Annotated in this window: 21 protein-coding genes; 10 read left to right on the top strand and 11 right to left on the bottom strand. The window is 41.0% G+C overall.

The window, feature by feature from the left end; all coding sequences use genetic code 11:
- The first annotated feature begins 393 nt into the window (after positions 1-393).
- Positions 394-1077: a hypothetical protein gene (locus tag G1O98_RS03600; RefSeq protein WP_163927312.1), complete on the top strand. Its 684-nt coding sequence runs from the start codon at positions 394-396 to the stop codon at positions 1075-1077.
- A 250-nt stretch (positions 1078-1327) separates the two neighbouring features.
- On the opposite strand, the gene G1O98_RS03595 is transcribed toward G1O98_RS03600, so the two are convergent.
- Positions 1328-2878: a GTP-binding protein gene (locus G1O98_RS03595; RefSeq protein ID WP_163927310.1), complete on the bottom strand. Its 1551-nt coding sequence runs from the start codon at positions 2876-2878 to the stop codon at positions 1328-1330.
- A 400-nt stretch (positions 2879-3278) separates the two neighbouring features.
- Between G1O98_RS03595 and G1O98_RS03590 the strand changes: the two genes are divergently transcribed.
- The 4 genes from G1O98_RS03590 (at position 3279) to G1O98_RS03575 (ending at position 7013) form a co-directional block, all read left to right on the top strand.
- On the top strand, positions 3279-5000 hold the full coding sequence (locus G1O98_RS03590) for an ATP-binding protein (protein ID WP_163927308.1): 1722 nt from the start codon (positions 3279-3281) through the stop codon (positions 4998-5000).
- Between the two features lie 156 nt (positions 5001-5156).
- Positions 5157-5681 carry a DUF937 domain-containing protein gene (locus G1O98_RS03585; RefSeq protein ID WP_012412549.1) on the top strand — a complete coding sequence of 175 codons (525 nt, stop codon included), beginning with the start codon at positions 5157-5159 and terminating at the stop codon, positions 5679-5681.
- A 238-nt stretch (positions 5682-5919) separates the two neighbouring features.
- A complete protein-coding gene (locus tag G1O98_RS03580) occupies positions 5920-6474 on the top strand; it encodes a pyridoxamine 5'-phosphate oxidase family protein (RefSeq protein ID WP_163927306.1) in 555 nt (184 codons plus the stop codon).
- Between the two features lie 32 nt (positions 6475-6506).
- Entirely contained in the window at positions 6507-7013 is a 507-nt protein-coding gene (locus tag G1O98_RS03575) for a GNAT family N-acetyltransferase (protein WP_163927304.1), read from the top strand.
- Between the two features lie 148 nt (positions 7014-7161).
- On the opposite strand, the gene G1O98_RS38705 is transcribed toward G1O98_RS03575, so the two are convergent.
- Both G1O98_RS38705 and G1O98_RS03570 read right to left on the bottom strand, forming a co-directional pair.
- Positions 7162-7338 (bottom strand): hypothetical protein, encoded by a 177-nt coding sequence (locus G1O98_RS38705; protein WP_167306175.1) that lies wholly within the window; start codon positions 7336-7338, stop codon positions 7162-7164.
- Positions 7339-7553: 215 nt separating this feature from the next.
- A complete protein-coding gene (locus G1O98_RS03570; RefSeq protein ID WP_163927302.1) occupies positions 7554-8786 on the bottom strand; it encodes a DUF4336 domain-containing protein in 1233 nt (410 codons plus the stop codon).
- Between the two features lie 151 nt (positions 8787-8937).
- Between G1O98_RS03570 and G1O98_RS03565 the strand changes: the two genes are divergently transcribed.
- Positions 8938-9210, top strand: a complete 273-nt coding sequence (locus G1O98_RS03565) for a hypothetical protein (protein ID WP_163927197.1) — start codon at positions 8938-8940, stop codon at positions 9208-9210.
- Between the two features lie 288 nt (positions 9211-9498).
- Here the strand turns inward: G1O98_RS03565 and G1O98_RS03560 are convergent, their stop codons facing one another.
- Positions 9499-9906 carry an ankyrin repeat domain-containing protein gene (locus G1O98_RS03560; protein ID WP_163927300.1) on the bottom strand — a complete coding sequence of 136 codons (408 nt, stop codon included), beginning with the start codon at positions 9904-9906 and terminating at the stop codon, positions 9499-9501.
- A 118-nt stretch (positions 9907-10024) separates the two neighbouring features.
- On the opposite strand from G1O98_RS03560, the gene G1O98_RS03555 reads away from it, so the two are divergent.
- Positions 10025-10990, top strand: coding sequence for an acetamidase/formamidase family protein (locus tag G1O98_RS03555; RefSeq protein ID WP_163927298.1), 966 nt, complete (start codon positions 10025-10027; stop codon positions 10988-10990).
- Positions 10991-11013: 23 nt separating this feature from the next.
- Entirely contained in the window at positions 11014-11385 is a 372-nt protein-coding gene (locus G1O98_RS03550) for a TSUP family transporter (protein WP_012412541.1), read from the top strand.
- A 5-nt stretch (positions 11386-11390) separates the two neighbouring features.
- Here G1O98_RS03550 and G1O98_RS03545 read toward each other — a convergent pair whose 3' ends face one another.
- Positions 11391-12011 carry an NAD(P)H-dependent oxidoreductase gene (locus G1O98_RS03545; RefSeq protein ID WP_202985782.1) on the bottom strand — a complete coding sequence of 207 codons (621 nt, stop codon included), beginning with the start codon at positions 12009-12011 and terminating at the stop codon, positions 11391-11393.
- Between the two features lie 62 nt (positions 12012-12073).
- Here G1O98_RS03545 and G1O98_RS03540 point away from each other — a divergent pair, with 62 nt between their 5' ends.
- On the top strand, positions 12074-12562 hold the full coding sequence (locus tag G1O98_RS03540; RefSeq protein WP_163927296.1) for an NUDIX domain-containing protein: 489 nt from the start codon (positions 12074-12076) through the stop codon (positions 12560-12562).
- Here G1O98_RS03540 and G1O98_RS03535 read toward each other — a convergent pair.
- The 6 genes from G1O98_RS03535 to G1O98_RS03510 form a co-directional block, all read right to left on the bottom strand.
- Complete coding sequence (locus G1O98_RS03535; RefSeq protein ID WP_163927294.1) at positions 12559-13293, bottom strand: amino acid ABC transporter ATP-binding protein; 735 nt, start codon at positions 13291-13293, stop codon at positions 12559-12561. The two genes, G1O98_RS03540 and G1O98_RS03535, sit on opposite strands and share 4 nt — an antisense overlap.
- Positions 13286-14776: an ABC transporter permease subunit gene (locus G1O98_RS03530; RefSeq protein WP_163927292.1), complete on the bottom strand. Its 1491-nt coding sequence runs from the start codon at positions 14774-14776 to the stop codon at positions 13286-13288. Before G1O98_RS03530 ends, G1O98_RS03535 begins: the two co-directional genes overlap by 8 nt.
- A 128-nt stretch (positions 14777-14904) precedes the next feature.
- A complete protein-coding gene (locus tag G1O98_RS03525) occupies positions 14905-15885 on the bottom strand; it encodes a 2-dehydropantoate 2-reductase (RefSeq protein ID WP_163927290.1) in 981 nt (326 codons plus the stop codon).
- A 44-nt stretch (positions 15886-15929) separates the two neighbouring features.
- Complete coding sequence (locus G1O98_RS03520) at positions 15930-16799, bottom strand: inositol monophosphatase family protein (RefSeq protein WP_163927287.1); 870 nt, start codon at positions 16797-16799, stop codon at positions 15930-15932.
- Positions 16800-17287: 488 nt separating this feature from the next.
- The gene (locus G1O98_RS03515; RefSeq protein WP_163927285.1) at positions 17288-17926 is read right to left on the bottom strand and encodes a glutathione S-transferase; all 639 of its coding nucleotides are present in this window, start codon (positions 17924-17926) and stop codon (positions 17288-17290) included.
- 153 nt (positions 17927-18079) lie between these two features.
- Positions 18080-18805, bottom strand: a complete 726-nt coding sequence (locus tag G1O98_RS03510) for a response regulator transcription factor RpaB (RefSeq protein WP_163927283.1) — start codon at positions 18803-18805, stop codon at positions 18080-18082.
- Positions 18806-19150: 345 nt separating this feature from the next.
- On the opposite strand from G1O98_RS03510, the gene G1O98_RS03505 reads away from it, so the two are divergent.
- On the top strand, positions 19151-19417 hold the full coding sequence (locus tag G1O98_RS03505; RefSeq protein ID WP_175586497.1) for a hypothetical protein: 267 nt from the start codon (positions 19151-19153) through the stop codon (positions 19415-19417).
- Positions 19418-19461 lie beyond the last annotated feature (44 nt).

The following is a 19461-nucleotide window of genomic DNA, read 5'->3' as shown; positions in this document are numbered from 1 at the left end:
CTATTAAACTTATTAAATATTAAAATCTTAATATATTTTTAAATGGTTAATGAAAAAATTCAAACCTACAAGCTATTTCTCATGTCTTTATAAAGGACTAGATGTAATTTAAAAGCAAAAACATGAAGAATTCATAAAAAATATATGAATTTTGTGTAAACTTTATATACTTTTGTGGGCAATAATAGTTTTTATACTATTATGCTAGCAACAGCATTGTTTGATTTAATACATAATTTACAGTGCTAATAAAACCCTAGTTCAATACTGAATTTTTAACTACGTTTAGTTACTCTGATTGTTGAGCAACTGCGTCTTTTTAAAAGCAGCGATTGTATAGGGAAATTTTTTGTGAATTTCATCTAAACAGGTTCAACTTTAGAAAGATATCGCATGAAAAATTGTTACAAATTAGCAATGACGGCTGCTATTGTTGGATTTGGATTAGGAATGCTGAACGTAGCGCAAGCAGCAACTGTTAGTTTGAGTAGTTCAAATCAAGGCTGGTGGAGTAAGACCGCTGGTAACAGCAACCAGAACGACAACTATATCACTGGAAATCTCGACGCGACCAATTATGCTAACTTTTTTACATTCGATCTTAACGATCTAGCTGGAGTCTCCACAGCAACTTTGCAAGTTAAACGGTTTCAAGGTGCAGGAAATCCAACAAAGACCCTAGGTTTTTTTGATGTTTCAACAGCCGCTGATGTACTTGCTCAAAAAGTTAACAATCCTAATGCTGTTATCTATAATGACTTGGTAAGTGGTAAAAATTACGGTACTTTTAATGTCAGCACTTTTGGCAATTCAGACGAAATCCTAAGTTTTGTCCTCAACTCGGACGCTATTGCAGATATTAACGCCAGCAGTGGACGATTTTTCTCAATTGGAGGTGCGCTTTTGGGCGATATTGGAATTGGAGAGCAGTATCTGTTTGGATTTAGTTTTGATTCATCTGCTACGCTTGTGCTAAATACCGATTTAGCTAGTGTTCCAGAACCTGGCATTCTTAACGGGGCAGTACTTGTTGGTATTACGGTTTTGTTGTTGAAGCGCAAGGGAAAAGCATTCTAAAATGTATAAGTTAATTTAATTTGATACTTATCGAACAAACTATTTTTTCCTAGAAAAATTTTAATGCTCTTGCTAAAAAGCAAGAGCATTTTTGACATTAACTAATAAAGTTAATAGTTATTAAGATTATTCTTCAATACGCTTGGGTTATGCTTTACTTAACCCAACAAAGCCACAGAAATATTGGGTTTCGTTCCTCAAACCAACCTACAAAGTTTAAGGTTTTTGGCGCTAACCTAAGCGTATTAGATTATTCTTTGCTTTCTTCTTCCTCGATCGCTTCAGATTTATCTTGTAACGGCTTCACTACCCGCGCGATCGCTTCTTGAATAAAAGCTTTAATAAATTCATCTCGGCGATTAATTTGAAACTGTTTCTGCACAACTTCCGTCATTCCCCCATCACCCCAATCTTGATCGTGACGAAAATATTCAATAAAACTTTTACCAGCAATTCGCGTTAAATAAGCTGCTGTCACACCTTGAATCGCCCTACCAATAAGAAAGGTAGCAACATTAAGTTGCAAGGCTGTAGATAATAATTGAATTGCTCCCTTGACAATGCCCAGACTAGCAATAGTTTTCGCTAAAGAAAGGGCTAACTCTCGTCCCCGTTCCATATTCAATTCACAGCCGTAGACTCTGCCAATTTCCACAACCATTTGAGCGTTGACTGCGGCTGTCGCCAATAAATCCACAACTGGTATTGGCGTGACTGACACCACACCAGCACCAATCCACTGAAACCGTTCTACGATTTTGTCAGCTTGACGACGACGCTGGCCATCGATGAGTTTTCGCGCCTCGTCTCCCAATCGCAGAGATTGCAAAAGAATGTTATCCGCCACCAAATCTTCACCTTCGGCGCGTAAAACAGCAGCCGTGCGTCGCAGTAAAGGGACAATATCGGGTTCCGGCTGGTAGGTTTCGCCAGTTTCTAGTTGTGCAGATTGGGGATTAGCTGCGATCGCCACCACATCATTAGTAGCAATAAATCCCCGTACCCGTTGACGCAACCTAGCCAGGATGGATTCTTTATCTTCATCTGTATATAAATCGGTTTTGTTCAGCACCAAAAGCGATCGCTTCCCAATTTCTGCTAATCCCCGCAACGGCTCATATTCTGAGCGTCGTAAGTCATTATCCACCACAAATAACAGTAAATCTGCTTCTGTTGCCAGTTCTCGCGCCATTTGTTCCCGTTCCGTTCCCGCCACCCCCGCTTCTAAAATCCCTGGCGTATCTGTAATTAAAATCTTGCGTTCTAATCCCTTCAACCGCAGACAATAGGTTTCTCCAACCTGGGTTGTACCCATCGGTGCATCCACTTGACCCACCATGCGTCCCATAATTGCATTCACTAGGGAAGTTTTGCCAGCACTCCCCGTACCAAATACCACTACTTGAATTTCACCCCGTGCTAAGTTCGCTTCAATCTCGCGCGATCGACTTAATAAAGCCTGACGTGTGACTTCATCTTGAATTTGCGCTACCTGTTGGCGCACAGCTTGGAGAGTTGTAGAAGCAGCGTCAGATTTAGCAGCAGGAATTTGCGCCGCAGTTACTCGCTTGGGGTTGCGGCGCGATCGCTTTTCTCCAGATTGGATTACCAATACATAATAGACAAAAGCCGCAACCAAGGCTCCTATAAGGACAATCAGCAGCAACAGCAGCAAATTGCCAAGCAACGGCGAATAGGACAATTGCCAATAGAGGCGTGATAGGGAATCAATTAGCCATAGGGCTAGCCCCAAAATGACTATCAGACCAACAATTAGCGTTACTATGCGCGACAGAGGCATGGCTAGGAAAGATTAGTGGGTATTTCAGTAGGTAGATGCTTCTGATCTTAATAGTTTCAGTCTTTCTTACCAGAGTAGTAAGAAGCAGCTTTTGCAAAATTTGAACCTTTGACGGTGAAACTTAAGCGCAATGCTGTACCCCACAATAAATCATTCTATATGTCAATACGCTTGGGTTCAGCCTTTTTCTCCCCTCTGCTTCCCCTCCTCTGTTTTATCAACATTCAGTAGGCAGATACTTCTAATCTTCATAGTTTCAGTATTTTTGACCAGGGTAGAAAAAAGCCCCTTTTGATAAACTGAGAGCGCATTTTGTATCAAATGTGTTCCCACTTGCGGCTGGATTTCTTGTTTTTGATGAAAAACCACTTAGTAAAAAAATTCAATAGCGAGTAATACCATGACTGCGATACCTAAATTAAAATACTTTAACTGGGTTCAACAAAGATTCCATCGCCTTAGTATTCGGCAAAAAATTTTTTATGGATACGGTTTGGCTTTGGGAGTTGCAGTTTTAGGAACGACAGCAGGGTTGGTAATAGGCGATCGCTACTTTCAACAAGCTAGACAAGAGATGATCTTAGTAGATGAAGAAGCAAACTTGTTAAGTAGTTTGCAAGGTGAACTGTTAGAAATACAGATCAACCAGCAAGAAATAGTGCCTTCTATACAGCATTTGCAAGCGTTGCAAAGACGAATTTCTGATTTCAAAAGCGATATGGCAGAGGCTGAAACGTTGCTTTCTCAAGCACAGGAATTTAGTCAAACCAATTCGCAAGGGGATTTACAAACTCTGCTGACAAAGCATAACAGTACAATAAGCGGATATTTTGAACAACTCAGGGCACTGATTCAACAAATTTTGCCATTAAGTTCACAGCCAGAGGGAGCTATAAAAGCACAGCAATTAATCTTGAAATTTAGTCAAGGTCAGAATGCTCTGAAGTTTTATCAATTTGCCCATGAGTTAACCGACTTTGCTAAAACACTTCAAGAACGCCAACAGGAAGGAGATGTAGCCCAAAAACAAGCTGCGCTTATCCAAGCCCAAATTATTATTGCTAGTATGCTGCTGTCAGTAGCGATCGCTGCTATCCTGGCTTTCTACACCAGTACAATCATTGCCTATCCGATTAAAGCGGTGACAGATATCGCCCAAAAAGTTAGCCAAGAAGCCAATTTTGACTTGCAAGCGCCCGTAATTACTCAAGATGAAGTTGGGGCTTTAACTAATTCCCTTAACCAGCTAATTCGACAGGTGAAGCACCTTTTAGAAGAACAACAGGCTGAGTCCCAAGTCCGACTAATTCAAAGTGAAAAAATGTCTAGTTTAGGAAGAATGCTGGCTGGTGTTGCCCACGAAATTAATAATCCTGTAAATTTCATTTCTGGCAACCTCGTACACGCGAAAACCTATACTGACGATTTATTAGCATTACTGCAAGTATATAAAGCCGAAGTTCCTCAGCCTTCCACTGCCGTGCAAACTCTCGCAGAAGAAATTGATTTGGAGTTTCTAGAAGTCGATTTGCCAAAGCTCTTTAATTCAATGAAAGTTGGTGCTGAACGCACGCGAGAAATTGTCCGAAGTTTGAAAGATTTCTCTCGTTTAGACGATGGAGAAGCACAGTTAGTCGACATACACGCTTGTCTAGATAGTACATTATTGATTCTGAATAATCGCCTGAAAAATGGCATTAACCTTGTTCGTAGCTATGGAGAAATTCCAGAGGTTCCAGGTTATACAGGTTTACTTTATCAAGTATTTATGAATCTTCTCAGCAACGCACTTGATGCTTTAGAGCAAAAATCAGCTGAAAATCCCGAATTTCTCCCTGAAATCACTATTATTACAGAATGCTGGGAGAATAATTTGGTGATAGTGCGAATTGCCGACAATGGCCCTGGTATTTCACCAGAAAATCAGAAAAAGATATTTGAAACATTTTTTACCACCAAACCACGAGGCATTGGTACTGGTTTAGGGCTAGCGATCGCATATCAAATTGTGGTAGAAAAACATCAAGGTAAGATTACCTGCCAATCTGAGTTAGATAAAGGTACAGAGTTTGCGTTGGCTCTGCCCATCGCAGGTATCGCTCTGCCCATTTCTCATCCTTGAGTTAGTAGCTTTTCAAAGTTAATTTTTTCATAATAATTAACAGCAAGTATAAGGTTGCGTGTTTAAATCTTTTAGTGGACTGACGAAAGTTTGCCTACACAAACACTTCAAGCCAGTTTTGGCAAGCTTTTTGAGAACAAAGGGAGAAATAAATTTATGGGACTTTTCGATCAAATTCTTGGTGCAGTTGCTAATCCCAATCAACAGGGAAGCTTAGGGCAACTGGGAGGAATTATTAACACTGTACAACAATTAAGCCAAAGTACTGGTGCAGACCCTTCTACCATTCAATCAGTTTTGTCAATTGTGGGTGGTCAAGTGCGTTCCGCTTTACAAGACAAGCAAGCCACAGATGGTAATGAAGCCGCACAAAGTTTAGTGAATCAATATGCTGGAACTTCACCTAATCCCCAAGCCGTCAATTCGCTGTTTTCTCCTCAGATACAACAACAGGTAGCTCAAGTTGCTGCCCAGCGCACTGGATTGGATGCTGGTATAGTTCAACAATTGCTACCTTTAGCAGTACCTTTAGTCCTGAATTTTTTGCAATCAGGTGCAAATGCTCAAAATCCCCAAGCTGGCGGGAATCCTGTACTGAATTCCTTCTTGGATGCTGACGGCGATGGTGATGTAGATATCGCTGATGCCATCCAAATGGCTAGTCGGTATATGAGACAGTAAGTAAGTTGGCACAATAAAATCAAACTATGTAAATAAAAAGGAACTAGGCTAAAACCCTATTGCCTATTGCCTATTGCCTTATCCCAAAGACAATTATTTACGCCCACTTACTTAATACTTTTCCTAACTCCAAACTCCCATTTGCTCAGACATCGGCAATTGGGCCTTGCTAGATATTTAGCTAAGGCATAGGCTGAGAAGATGAGAAATTTGTATGTGAATATAAATCAGACAGTCTATGTCTAAACTTTTTGACTGTATTACAGACGAACTGCAAGACTTTATTGCAGCCCAACACCTTTTCTTTGTTGGCTCTGCACCCTTGAGTCCTACGGGTCATGTTAATCTATCTCCTAAAGGTTTAGGATGCTTTCGCGTTCTCTCTCCCAAGCAAGTAGGTTACGTAGACCTTACAGGCAGTGGTAATGAAACCTCAGCCCATTTGCAAGAAAATGGGCGAATAACCTTCATGTTTTGCGCCTTTGAAGAACCCGCATCTATTCTGCGTCTTTACGGTCAAGGAAAGACGATTTTACCGAATTCTCCAGACTGGGACTCTCTGTACTCTCTGTTTTTACCAATGCCTGGAACTCGCCAAATTATCGTTGCTGATATTGAAAAAGTACAGACTTCTTGTGGTTTTGGCGTACCACTTTATGAATATCGGGGTCAGCGCCAGACTTTAGTAAACTGGGCTAGTAAAAAAGGTGAAGAGGGAGTTCGAGAATATCAACAGAAGAAAAATCTTGTCAGCATTGACGGTTTACCAACACCGCTAAGTAAATTATCCTAAATTTTACAAAAGCGGACTTTAGGGCATGAGTTATGGATTATTCTATTCGTCCATTGACACAGGAAGATGAGCCTTTTCTCTGGCTTATGCTTTATGAAGCAGCGCATCTAGAAAAAGAAGGTAATCTGACAGTGCAGGATGCCATAAATAATCCTGATTTGGCAAAATATGTTAAAAATTGGGGATGTAAAGATGATAGCGGCTTTATCGCTATTCTGGAAACTAGTAATCAGCCAGTAGGATCTGCATGGCTGCGTCTATTGACAGGTGAAAATAAAGGATATGGCTATGTTGACGATCAAACTCCTGAACTAGCTATTGCCATTCTTCCCCAACATAGAAATAAAGGTATAGGAACGCAGTTACTCACACATTTGTTAGCAGCAGCCCAAACATCTTATTCATCAATATCACTTAGTATCAGATCGACAAATCCAGCCTTGAGTTTATATAAAAGGTTTGGCTTTGAAGTCGTTCTTGGTAGCGAAATAATCAACCGAGTTGGTAGCATCTCTTTTAAGATGAAAATTGATTTTTGAAATAGTTTTAAAATCCTCCCTTTATTTTGATTTTGCTTTTAGGGAACTCCAAAAAATAAATTATCCAATCTCTGCACTTCACTACGATTTTCCCTCTCCCTGCTTCCTGCCCTTAAAGCGATGGGATATTTTTTTATTTGGAAGTCCCTTATGACCCTTTTGGGTTGGTGTCATCAGCAATTATTGCTTGAAATAAGTTTCCAAGTAAAGAGAAAAATGCCGAAACTAACACTACCAGCATCAAACTAGCAAGGGCAGCAAAGGGAGAAATGATGAATAAGAGTAACAGTGCAAGCATCAAAATCGTTAGTAATGTCTTATTCATCTTTTTCATCTTTACATAGTTGCTATTCTCAATTTAACCAACTAATCTATGAACTTGACCACAGTCAATAGAAAGAATTAGTCTTATTTCTCTGGTAAGAATTTGCAAACTAATTGAATGCCAAAGTTTAATTTATAAACCAAAAATCGAGCCACTATAGTTTTGCAGTCATAGCAATTTCTGATTTTCTAGCACAGCAGTTACAAAAAATTCTCTTACACCTTCTCCTTTGCTGCTGGCACAATGCCCAACTTATTTAAACCTGCATCGATTTCCCTAAGTGCTTTAAAATCCTCCTCTGGTAAGGGATAGCTGCTACTGCTGAATAAACCCCCACTAACAGCAGGCTGCTTTTCCAAAAAAGAGAAAGCTTGACGAAACTGATACGCTTGGGCTTTTATCGGTGCATCAAAGTGGCAGGGAATAATCCACTCGAAGTCCCAACTAGCAACTTTATCAGCCCAGTCAATAGTTTCTTGTGGTGCGCGGTTGAGAATCAACGTCTGTAAAATTGGTGCAACAAACAACCGCCCATTACCTCGCAGGGCATCAAACGATCGCAGCCAATCTGGATTCCATTGAAAGGGGTACAATCCAAAATAAGCTTTCCTTGAGCGTTCTGGGGCTTTCAAGGCATCTTGCAACACCTGATTCCATTGGGGTATATTTAGTGCGCTTGGTTGAAAGTACAAAGCAAACAGACAGATACGCTGCCAACCCTTACGGCGATTTACCTGAATGTCTGCAACAATATCAGAAGCACGATCCTTGGCATGGAATAGTAAAGGATATGGATCTAATAAAACGATCGCAGGTGGATCGTCTGGGATAGAGAGTACAGAATCTGTTACTAAAAGAGTATGCGATCGCTTGTGGAAAAAAGCAACTTCTGCAAATCGACCAGGGCCAAGGTCGATGGGGCCCAGCATCGCATAATCAAACTCGTCAGCAAAGGGTGTTTTGCTACTATCTTCTGGGAGTACCTGAGTCCGTTTTGGGGGTAAACCAAGCCAGCTAAGAGGCAGATTTAGCGGGAAACTCCATTGATGGGGAGCCACAAATACCTGTGCAGTCGGAAAATATCTGGCGAAGGGGCCAACAAAGACTTTGTGTTCTATACCGGAAATAGTCGGCAGAATAATGTACTTAACATTACCGTGTTCCGCCACCAACTCATTCACAAGCCTGATGCACTCTGGGGTTGGTGCAACAGGCGCATAGATAAGAAGACCTCCCGCTTCGAGTTTAACTACAGTCATGCGAATCGGCACAACAACGTAGAAAATGCCCTGAATCTGGTCAAAATTCCAGATTGTGTCCTTAACCACTTCTTTGCGGATTGTCTGCCGCCTGCCATAAGGGTAGAGTGGCAGAACAGGCCATAATCCCCATGAAAAGTCTTTTGGATTTATCTGTTGTGCATTGACTATGCGTTCATCATCAGCCACTCTGCAACCCCCTCCAAATTCCCTGCTCAAATTGTTTTTATTTACTATCCCCAAAGTTGGAGTTTAGCAAATTGTTGAGATCATCAGCTCAATTCTTAATTCTTAATTGTAATTCGTAATATTTACTGCGTAGTTCATTACCGATAAAATTATGCGTAAATATAGAATTTTAAAACCCGATCAAAGTTACACTTTTACTCAATACTTTTTGTTACCTAATCCAACAATAGATGTAGTAGCTGAGTTTGAGTACAGTTACGAACGCACAGAGCTAAAATTACCAATATACTTTGCTGAAGTTAGCTATTTAGAATTTTTACAAAATATTCAAGCTTCTCAATGTCAGTTTAAGCTGATTTTTGCACGGTGTAATTATGCAAGTCTACGCGATCCCCTCATAGAAAAAATTACGTCAATTTTGTGAATTTGATATTAAAGTTTTCCATCTAATTGAATCAGAAATTGATCTTTATAACGTCATTCTTGAAGAATCCAATGATGGGGTAAAAGTCTTAATGATTCTAGGTTTGGAATCCTTATACAATCTACCTCAATTTTGGACTTCTGCTAATTATATGCACAAGGAGTTTTTCAATAATTTTTCTTTTCCTTTAGTGCTGTGGCTCAATAACGATGTTTATCAGCAGATGATGCAGTTAGCTCCAGATTTTGAGAATTGGGCGACTACGATAACTTTCCTATCCTATCTATTTCAATCAAGCTCATTACTCCGATTTAGAGTTCTCTGTACAATTTCTTGTAGTTCTAGCGAAGTTAGTGGAGCCAAGTAATCAAAAATTTTCTTATTACGAACAAATTCATTACTATGAAAAAAAGCATTATTGCAAGCATAAGCAGATAGATTTAAAGGAAATTCATCTGGATCTGAGCCTCTAATGTTGACATCTGCGCCAGCCTTAACTAGCAATTTAACTATATCTAGAGATTCTTCAAAAACTGCATACATTAAAGGAGTCCAATAAAGTTCACTACTGTCTCTAGAATTGATATTTTGCTGAACGGAAATAAGAGCTTGAACTTCTTCCAAGTAATGAAAGCGAATTGCTCGAATCAGTGCTTCGGCAAAATCTTCATCAGGTATAATGTAGTCTCCATACATTATTTTTTCCTCCTGCTAGTTTTTAGAATTATTTAGTACAAGTAAGTGAGCGTAAGTAAATAATTAAAGCTTTGTAGTAAGCGGCTCTTGGTGATTTAGACATATTGCAAGAATAGCGATGACTCATTACATTTTAAAAGCTACTAAGGAAACCGTGCATCTGGGTGGTTTCTCCCATCTGCTAGAACCAGCACTCACTATTGATTCTGGTGATACAGTTGATGTGGAAACTTATACTGGTTACTACGTTTACGATAAAGCACCACCTGAATTTATCACGCCAGAATTTCTCGATATCTGCCAAAATCTTTTACCAGAACGCAAGATTGCTGGGGGGCCGCATTTACTCACAGGGCCAATTTATGTGCGTGATGCCGAACCAGGGGATGTTTTAGAAGTACAATTAGATGCGATCGCACCTAGTGTACCCGTTGGCTTCAATGCCATTCGTACAGGTTGGGGAGCTTTACCACATCAGTTTCCTCAACCTGCGTTGAGATTCATTCCTCTAGATTTAGTCAACAATATCGCTGAATTTCCGGCGGGTGCTGGCATAAAAATTCCCCTCAAACCGTTTTTTGGAATTCTTGGTGTCGCTACCCCAGAAACTTCTCGAACTTCTGTCCCACCAGGTTCTTACGGTGGTAATATCGACAACCGGGAATTACTAGCTGGTTCTCGTTTATTTTTGCCGATTTTCGTACCAGGTGCATTATTTTCTATTGGTGATGGGCATTCTGCACAGGGAGATGGCGAAGTAAATGTCACTGCCATTGAAACTTCCATGAATGGTAGAATTACCCTCAAACTTCGCAAGGATTTACAGCTAACAACACCAATTGCCGAAACTCCAACTCATATCATTACAATGGGGTTTGCCCAAACCTTAGATGAAGCCTTAGAATTGGCTTTAAAAAATATGATTGATTTTCTGGAACGCTTTGCAAATTTATCGCCAGAAGATGCTTATGTATTGTGTAGTTTAGCTGTAAATTTTCACATTACTCAAGTTGTGAACAGTCCTCAAAAAGGCGTGCATGGAATGCTACCCAAATCTATTTTGTCTAATACGGTAAATTTGTAATTTGCAATATATCAACCATTTTTATGTCTAATATCTCGATCCAACTGTTGTTAATCGGTTTAGTTTCTGGCATTGCTGGTGGAATGTTTGGTATCGGTGGCGGTGCAATTATGATTCCGGCAATGGTGTTAGTAATTGGTTTGGATCAGAAGTTAGCTACAGGAACATCTGTGGCTGCTCAAATTTTGCCAATCGGGATTTTAGCAGCCTTAGTTTACCATCGCAACGGTAATCTTAATATCAAATATGCCCTGATTATTGCAGTTGGTTTAATCGTGGGTAACTTCTTCGGGGCATTGTTTGCAAATCAGCCGTTTATTAGCAGTGAGTTGATGAAAAAGCTGTATGGCATCTTTGTGCTAATGATAGGTATTCGCTATCTACTATCAAATTGAAGAATTTAATTAAGCTTCAGCAATATCTTTGTTAAGTCATCGCCTAGCTTTTCAATAGATTGTTGCTGTTTAGGATCTTTTAACGTGCCATCAGGATTAAAGGCTTCGTAAGCTTTGGGTACGGCTAACTGGTCAGGAAGTACCAAAACTTTGATGTTTCCCAAAATAGAGCGCAAGTGAACCAACCCCCGCAAACCACCAAGAGCGCCTGGGGAAGCGCTCATAATACTAGCAACCTTCCCTGCAAAAGCAGCCAATGGTGCTTCATTTGGGGCTGGACGGGATGCCCAGTCAATGGCGTTCTTCAAAACTGCTGTGAGTGAACTGTTATATTCCGGCGAAGCAATCAACAATCCTTGATGAGAAATCATCAAGTCCTTAAACGTGCGGGCGTTGGCTGGTAGTCCTTTTTGAGCTTCCAAGTCTTCATCAAACAGAGGTAGGGGCAAATCGCGGAGGTCTATGTAAGTCACTTCTGCGCCTGCTGCCTTAGCGCCAGCCGCCGCGATTTTTACCAGTTTTTTGTTGTAAGAATCAATCCGGGTGCTGCCAGCAAAGGCGAGGATTTTCGGTGGAGATGCCATAATTCTAGGTTGAATGGGAATAATTAACCTGTTCAGCTGCATTATCCTGTTTTCAGGCGATCGCTATTTGCTACCTTTAGAGTTTCTTTACAAACTTTCTCGTTATGGCGAATTGGTCAGACTCTTATCTCGGCAAGTTACGACAAGTTGTAGGCGATCGCCTACTTCTGATGTTTGGCGCACGTGTGATTATTGAAGATAATTTGGGGCGCATTTTGTTGCAAAAGCGGAGTGATTTCAAAATTTGGGGGCTACCTGGTGGCTGTCCAGAGGTAGGCGAATCTGCCGAAGAATGTTCTGCACGAGAAGTTTTTGAAGAAACTGGTTTAACGGTTAAGCGTTTTGCAGCTGTGGGGTTTTCTTCCAATCCAGCCTTTGAAACTGTAACTTATCCCAATGGCGATCGCGTCCAAACCTTCATTTTAATTTTGCGAGCCGTTGAATGGTCAGGCAGCCTCGCTTGCTTAGATGGAGAATCGCTGGCGCTGGAATTTTTTGATTTGGCGGACTTACCGACGTTAATGCCAAACGATCGCCCCGTTTTAGAAAAGTTTCAAGAATACAAAAAAAGCGGCGAATTTCTGATGTTCTAAAGCATTTTTTCTAAGAACTGCTTGGCGCGATCGCACTGAGGATTTTGGAAAAACTCGCCAGGAGTAGTATCTTCTGCTAGAATCCCCTGGTCGAGGAACATAATTCGATTGGCAACAACTCTTGCAAACCCCATTTCATGAGTAACGATCGCCATTGTCATTCCAGATAATGCTAAAGCTTTCATCACTTCCAGCACATCTTTGACCATTTCGGGATCTAGTGCAGAGGTGGGTTCATCAAACAAAATCATCTCTGGTTCCATTGCTAATGCACGAGCGATCGCTACTCGCTGTTTTTGTCCCCCAGATAGTTTGGATGGGTACACAGACACTTTTTCTTCTAAACCTACCTTAGCAAGCAATTCTAAGCCATATTCTTCTGCTTTTTGCTTGTTTATTCCTTTCACCTTTATGGGTGCATAGGTGACATTTTCCAGCACATTCATGTGGGGAAACAAATTAAAATGTTGAAATACCATCATCAAATGCTGCCGTACTTTAGCGATGTTTACCTTGGGATTGGTAATTTCTTGGTCGTGAAAATAGATTCTTCCTCTGGTGGGTTGTTCTAGCAAGTTTATGCATCGCAAAAAGGTAGACTTACCTGAACCAGAAGGGCCTAATATGGCAACCACTTCGCCTTGGTAAAACTCAGTGGAAATATCTTTGAGTACATCCAGTTTGCCAAAGGATTTACATAAGAATTCCGTGCGAATTACTACATTACTCACTTTCGCGTAACCTCCTTTCTAAAGCCGATGCACCCAAAGTCATCCCCATTACCAAAACATAGTAGATTAACCCTGCAAATAGCAGTGGTTCAAAATAAATATATTTGTTTGCACCAACGATTTGGGCGCTACGTAATATTTCCACTACCCCAATCGTTGACACCAGCGCAGAATCTTTAAGCAATCCGATAGTTTCATTCACCAATGCTGGGAGAATGTTCTTCAATGCTTGGGGTAAAATCACATCCCACATCATCAACCAATAGGGAACACCCATAGACATCGCTGCTTCACTTTGTCCTTTATCCACCGCTTGAATCCCACCTCTGATGGTTTCCGACATATAAGCGCCAGAATTCAGCGTAAAAGTTAGCACCCCAGCCTCCAATGCAGAAATGTCATAGCCTGTAAGCTGTGGCGTTGCGTAGTAAACTAATGCCAACTGTAATAACAAAGGTGTACCTCGAAAAACAGAGGTGTAGGCATTAGCAACCCAGGTAAGCGGCTTGATGCCGAGAATTTTTAATAGAGACAGGATTGTTCCCCAAATTAACCCCAAGGTTACAGATAATAGGGTAAACAACAAAGTTAAAGGGATTCCCCGCAGAATAAAAGGAATATCTGGAAGAATTCTGGTGAAGTCGAGATTTAATCCGCCTTTGACAGGAGTTGAGGATGCAGGGTTAGCGGTGGTGTTCTCTGAAAACCATTTGGTTACTAGTTTAGCCAATGTGCCATCGTCCTTCATTTGTTGAAGAACTTTGTTAAACGGTTCTACAAAAGAAGAACCTTTAGGAAAAGCGATCGCCGAGCCACTTGCTTCCTCTGACGGAATAGTATTAAATTCTAAATCTGGGTTAGCTTGGGCAAATCCCTTAGCGACGGTATCCTCAACAATTGCAGCATCAATTCGCCCAGATTTGATTTCCTGAACTACTTCCGGCACTTTATTAAGTTGCTTTAACTGAATACCCGCAACTTTTTTAGCAATTTTCTGAGCATTTTGTTCTTGTATGGTTCCTAGTTGTACCCCAAGCTTTTTTCCTGATAAGTCTTGGGGTTGCTTCAGGTTGCTACCTTTAGGAGCGACAATCGTATCTTTAGCTTCGTAATAAATAATTGAAAAATCAATATTTTTTTGACGTTCTGGAGTCGGAGTCATCCCAGCCATTACAAAGTCAGCGCGATTTGCTTGGAGTGCAGGGATTAATCCATTAAAATCGGATTCCATTATTTTAAGTTTAAACCCTAGTTTTTCAGCAAGGGTTTTGGCAATATCTATATCAAAGCCAACGATTTGGCGATCGCCTCCTTTAGTATCATAAAACTCATAAGGAGGATAATCTGGGGAAGTAATCATCGTTAGCGTGTCTTTACCTAACGATGAGACAGCTTTTAAAGAATTACTATGTCCTGTAATGATGCTGATTCCTACTACTGCTACAACCAGTATTGTTAATAGCCATGCTTTCTTTTTCTTCATAAACTTGATAATTATATAATCGGTATTCTGCACCTGAAACTGTCACATAAATCAAGCAGATAATACCTGTAACACCAAAATCCTCTCTATTCCTCCTCACTCTGTGTTCTCTGCGTCTCTGTGGTTCGTCAAATTCTCACTTTTGTTGCCTCCAGCAACTTAACGCTGGCATAAATAGCATCAATATAAGGCGTGGGAATTTGAGTCAGTTTTCCCAATTCTGCCACCGCGCCAACAATAGCGTCTATCTCCGTAGCGCGTCCTGATTCAATATCTTGTAACATCGAGGTTTTATGGGCACCAACATTTTCTGCCCCATTAATTCGCTGCTCTAAACTAATACCAAACTTTATACCCAAATTTTCTGCGATCGCTTGAGTTTCTGTCATCATTTGTCGCGCTAGTTCGCGGGTGAGGGGATAGCGGCAAATATCCTCCAAAGTAGCACCAGTCAGGGCACTGATCGGATTAAACGCCACATTACCCCACAACTTAATCCAAATTTCCGTGCGAATTTGATTGCGGATTGGTGCTTTGAATCCTGCCTGTTTTAAAGTCTGTGCCAGTAATTGGATGCGATCGCTTTTACTACCATCGATTTCACCGAGAGTAAAGCGATCGCCTTCAATATGTTTGATCACACCCGGTTCAATTATCTCTGTTGCCGGATAAACCACACAACCAATAGCGCGTTCAGCACCAATACTAGTTTCAATAATCCCATCTGGATCGACAGATTGAATCCGCGTACCTTCATACTCACTGCCATGTTGACGAAAGTACCACCAAGGAACGCCATTTTGGGCTGTCACCACCATTGTGTGCGGATTGTAGAGTGCAGGGAGAAAGGGTGCGATCGCAGGCACACTGTGAGCCTTAACAGTTAGAATTACTACATCCTGTGGCCCCGCTTCCTGAATATTGCTAGTTGCCAAAAACGGAGTAGCAATTTGGCTAGAACCGTCTGCCATGAGCAACTTCAGCCCATTTTTTTGAATCGCCTCTAAATGGGAACCACGTGCAATTAGCGTCACTGCTTCACCTGCCAGTGCCAGTTTTGCCCCTAAATATCCACCGATTGCACCTGCGCCAACAATACAGATTTTCATTTTGTTTAGGGATAGTTAGCAAATAATTAACTACTTATTTACCCTCAAACAGGTAGGCTTTGCATTGCTTTCAGTAAATCTTGATGAACAGATTTTGAGGCAGCTATTATCAATCCGGGCAGACTATAGTTTTGACAAGTATGCAATGGCGGTAAAGTCGAACCGTCCAGAGTAGTTACAATCCAACCAGCCTCTTTCACAATAAAAGCGAGTGCAGCAACATCAATAAATTTACCCGATTTAATCACTGCTCCACTCAAATCACCAGTGAGAATACCATTAAGATTAGGAATTTGAATATCACTAGAGTAATCAGTTGCTATATCGATTACTTGATATTGATCTTTTAGTAAATGTCCAATAGAATTCATTGCCCATCCCAACAAAATAGCAGGTTTGGCAGATGTTATATGTAATGGGGCACAGGCTTCTAGGCTCATGTCCAGAGTCCCTTTAAAAGCACCTTCACCTCGAAGGGCATAAAAATAAATGTTTTGGGCAGGAGAAATGGCGATTACGGCCTCAAAGTCATCTGCATTTAGAATACTGAGAATAATTTGGTAATTAGAATGTCCATCCATGTAAAACTTTGTACCATCGATTGGGTCGAGTGTGACTAAGTAATCACCTTCTGAACCGAGTTCGGTAGCACGAAAATACTTGGTGTTGTTAGAACTTGCATACTCTTCTCCATAAAAGCGAATATCTGGAAAAGTGCCCAGTAATACCACTTCTACTAGATTTTGAATAGCCACATCCGCATCAGTAAGTGCAGCACTAAAAAAGTTGTTTCCTTCCCCTTTAGCAGGAAGTGCAGCAATTTTTGGTTGAAGAAAATGGGCATAAGCTGCTGCTACTTTCAGATGGGGGAGTAAAGTCTCCAAAATTAGTCGAGTAGTTGGTGTTGTGGACATTGCAGCAAACTCCTTTCAGAAATAATCTACCGTTGGCAGAGCGATAGAATTCTATATCTAGACAAAATTACGGTATCATTGTGGTGCAATGATACCACAATCTTTACCAATCTACCGGACGTTCAAGGAACTACGGCACTGATTGGAGAAACTGCTAGTTAATGCCTATAAATGTAAAAGCTGTTGCTGCTTCAGCAGGATTTGTGGAATTGGGGGTGGCTGTTTTTTATCTAACTTCTGAAAATAACTCCAAAAGTTCCTGGCAACTTCTACTGAATTACAAGAAGATGCAAATGATGATGTTCTAAATGCAACATTAACCAGTTTCTAATTATCTGAAATGGGTACAAAAATTATTGGCATTGCTGAATTAAGGGATGATTCTTCTTGTGGGGTGGGCATCCTGCCCGCCTGGAAATACAATGAATGGGCAAGATACCCCATCCCACAAAAATGGTAAAACCATACCGCAAATATGCAACGCCGAATTATTGAATGCTATTAGCAAAGTCGTATTTGCCCCCACGTTCAAGAGCGCGTTTGTAAGCAGGCCGCGCATGGATGCGCTCGATAAATTGTTTAATTTTCGGTCGGCTTGAGATGAGTTCGGCTTCCATAGCGACTATTTCCAAAGGAAAGCTCATTTGGATATCGGCGGCGGTGAATTCTTCGCCTAAAAACCATGTACTTTTACGAAGTTCACCTTCTATATAGTCAAAGTGAAGCTTAATCTGGGGTGCGATAAATCCTTCGTTTACGCTGTCTCCTACACCAAAACGGTTAAAGACGAGATTCATTACCAGAGGTGGCATTGCAGAGCCTTCGGCATAATGCAGCCAATAAGTGTAGCGCAGACGCTCTGGTGTACCAGATGGCGGGATTAGCTGACCATTGCCATAGCGATCGACGATGTATTCAATTATAGCGCCCGACTCAGCAACAGTATTTCCTGCATCTGTGATTACTGGTGACTTGCCGAGGGGATGGACTTCACGCAGGGATGTCGGTGCCAGCATCGTCTTCTGGTCGCGTTCGTAGAACTTAATTTCATAATCGATCCCTAATTCTTCAAGCAGCCATAGCACGCGCTGCGATCGCGAGTTGTTAAGATGATGGACAACGATCATAATAGCTACTTTTTTACAATGGAGTTATTACTGACTTTTCATCATCTGAAACTACCATCAGCTGACTAATTCTTCATCTATCTAATGGTTTGTTTTGCGTAGAGCTAAATCAAGCACTGATTTCTGGATTCGGAATTCTTCTTCAATTTCCTCCTACTGTGATTCAACAATTCGTGGGAAAAAATAACCACTACCTCTTGCTGTGATAATCAACTCTGGTAAGTTGGGGTCATCTTCTACCTTTGTCCGCAACCGGGAGATATGCACATCTACTACACGGGTGTCTAAATGAAGTCCTGGTACGCAACCCCACAATAGTTGCAACATTTCTAATCGGGAAAAAACTTTTCCAGAATTGTTCACTAACAACTCTAGTAAGCTAAATTCCACACCTGTCAGGCGAATACGTTGCTCATTTTTATAGACTTGCCGCTTATTTGTATCAATTTTGAGATTGCCCACATGGATGATTGTGGAATTAGGAGTGGTATTGACACTAGTTTTATGGAAGCATCGCCTTAGTATGCAGGCAATCCGAGCTTCTAGCTCCTTGGGAGAGAAAGGCTTTGTCATGTAGTCATCAGCACCTAACTCTAGCCCAGTAATCCTATCGGCTACGTTTCCCAAGGCTGTAAGCATAATAATTGGTACATCTGACTCTTTCCGTAATTCTTGGCATACACCGTAGCCATCGAGCTTTGGCATCATCACATCCAAAACTATTAAGTCAGGAGTGGTTACACGAAAAGTTGACAAAGCTTCTTCACCATCGCTAGCTGTGACGACATCATAGCCAATCATGGAAAGACGCGTCTCTAAAATCCGACGTATGCTCGCTTCGTCGTCTACTACCAGGATTTTTCCTTTATGACCTGACAAGTTTCTCAATGCTCCTTTACAGCGAGAACTCTTAACCCTCTATTATCAGGCTTGATTGAGTCTAAAACACAAAACGGCCTTGGACTTACTCTAAAGCAGTAGTGTAAATTGCTCAAACCATCTGTGCAAAATTATGCTAAGGCATCTGCACGAAAAAGAGATTTGCACTCAATTAAGAAATTCCTCAGCAGGGGACTCGTATTTTCCATAGATTTAGTGTATCTTGTTTATTCCGTGCAATTATTAACACTCATTTTACCCACGACTTTTTACAACTCTGTTGTCATCCGACTTTTCAGCCAATGGCTTTGATATTCAGTGAGTGAAAACTTTTAATTAATAGATATGAAGATCATCAAAAAATCTGACACGCTGACCCTGAAGAAAATGATGGAAATCCAAGACGCTGAAGACCAAAATCTTCAAGCTGATACCGTCAATTTTTCACCCCCTGTGGTTGATGAGCAACCAGTAGCGATTCCAGAGCCGAGAGAACCCGACTACATCCCATTGCGCGATAATCCCATAGTCCAATCTGTTGGCAATTCCGGTTGGCAAATTTCTGATATTTGGCGGGATATCCGCGTAGATGATTTTTGTAATTTTGGATAACTGTCAACTGTGCTTGTTGAAACTGCTATAAAGCTTTTAACGTA

The sequence above is a fragment of the Nostoc sp. UIC 10630 genome (assembly GCF_010747425.1).
Classification (GTDB): Bacteria; Cyanobacteriota; Cyanobacteriia; order Cyanobacteriales; family Nostocaceae; genus Nostoc.
This window is presented reverse-complemented; position numbering and strand designations above follow the sequence as displayed.